This window comes from Vibrio sp. 1069, assembly GCF_033340555.1.
The window spans coordinates 1-512 of sequence record NZ_JAWOWP010000969.1 but is presented as its reverse complement, the minus strand read 5'-3'; the positions used below and the strand labels follow the sequence as shown (position 1 = coordinate 512).

Below are 512 nucleotides of genomic sequence, written 5' to 3'. Positions count from 1 at the left end.
AATCGTTCAAGAATTTCTATTCTTTTTTCTTTGTTCATTGCTGACTTCCAAACCCGTCTTTGCGGTTTATGAAAAAGGCCCTACGAGTGGTAGAGCCTTGATTTTAGAATTCTTATATTATGCGTTAGTTACGCGAGCACGCTCAATGGCCGGTTTTTCTTCTTTCGGCTGACGAGCCTGAATTGAGCTGTCGATAACATTTTTCAACGCAATCAAAAGTCCTACACCGATGAAAGCACCTGGTGGTAATAGTGCTAATAAGAAGCTGCTATCAAATTGGAATACTTGAATGCGCAGCGCTGCAGCCCAGTCACCCAATAGCAAGTCTGCGCCGTCAAACAATGTGCCGTTGCCGATAAGCTCGCGCATTGAGCCCAACACAACTAGCACACTGGTCATGCCCAGTCCCATCCATAAGCCGTCCAATGCGGCAGGAAGCACATCATTTTTTGAAGCGTAAGCTTCGGCGCGACCGATGATGATACAGTTGGTTACGATCAACGGGATAAAGA

At 45.9% G+C, this 512-nt stretch carries 1 protein-coding gene; it reads right to left on the bottom strand.

From position 1 onward, the window contains the following. Window positions 1-117: 117 nt before the first annotated feature. On the bottom strand, window positions 118-512 hold a 395-nt coding region (locus R7040_RS30090; protein ID WP_318098139.1), incomplete at its 5' end, for an Rnf-Nqr domain containing protein.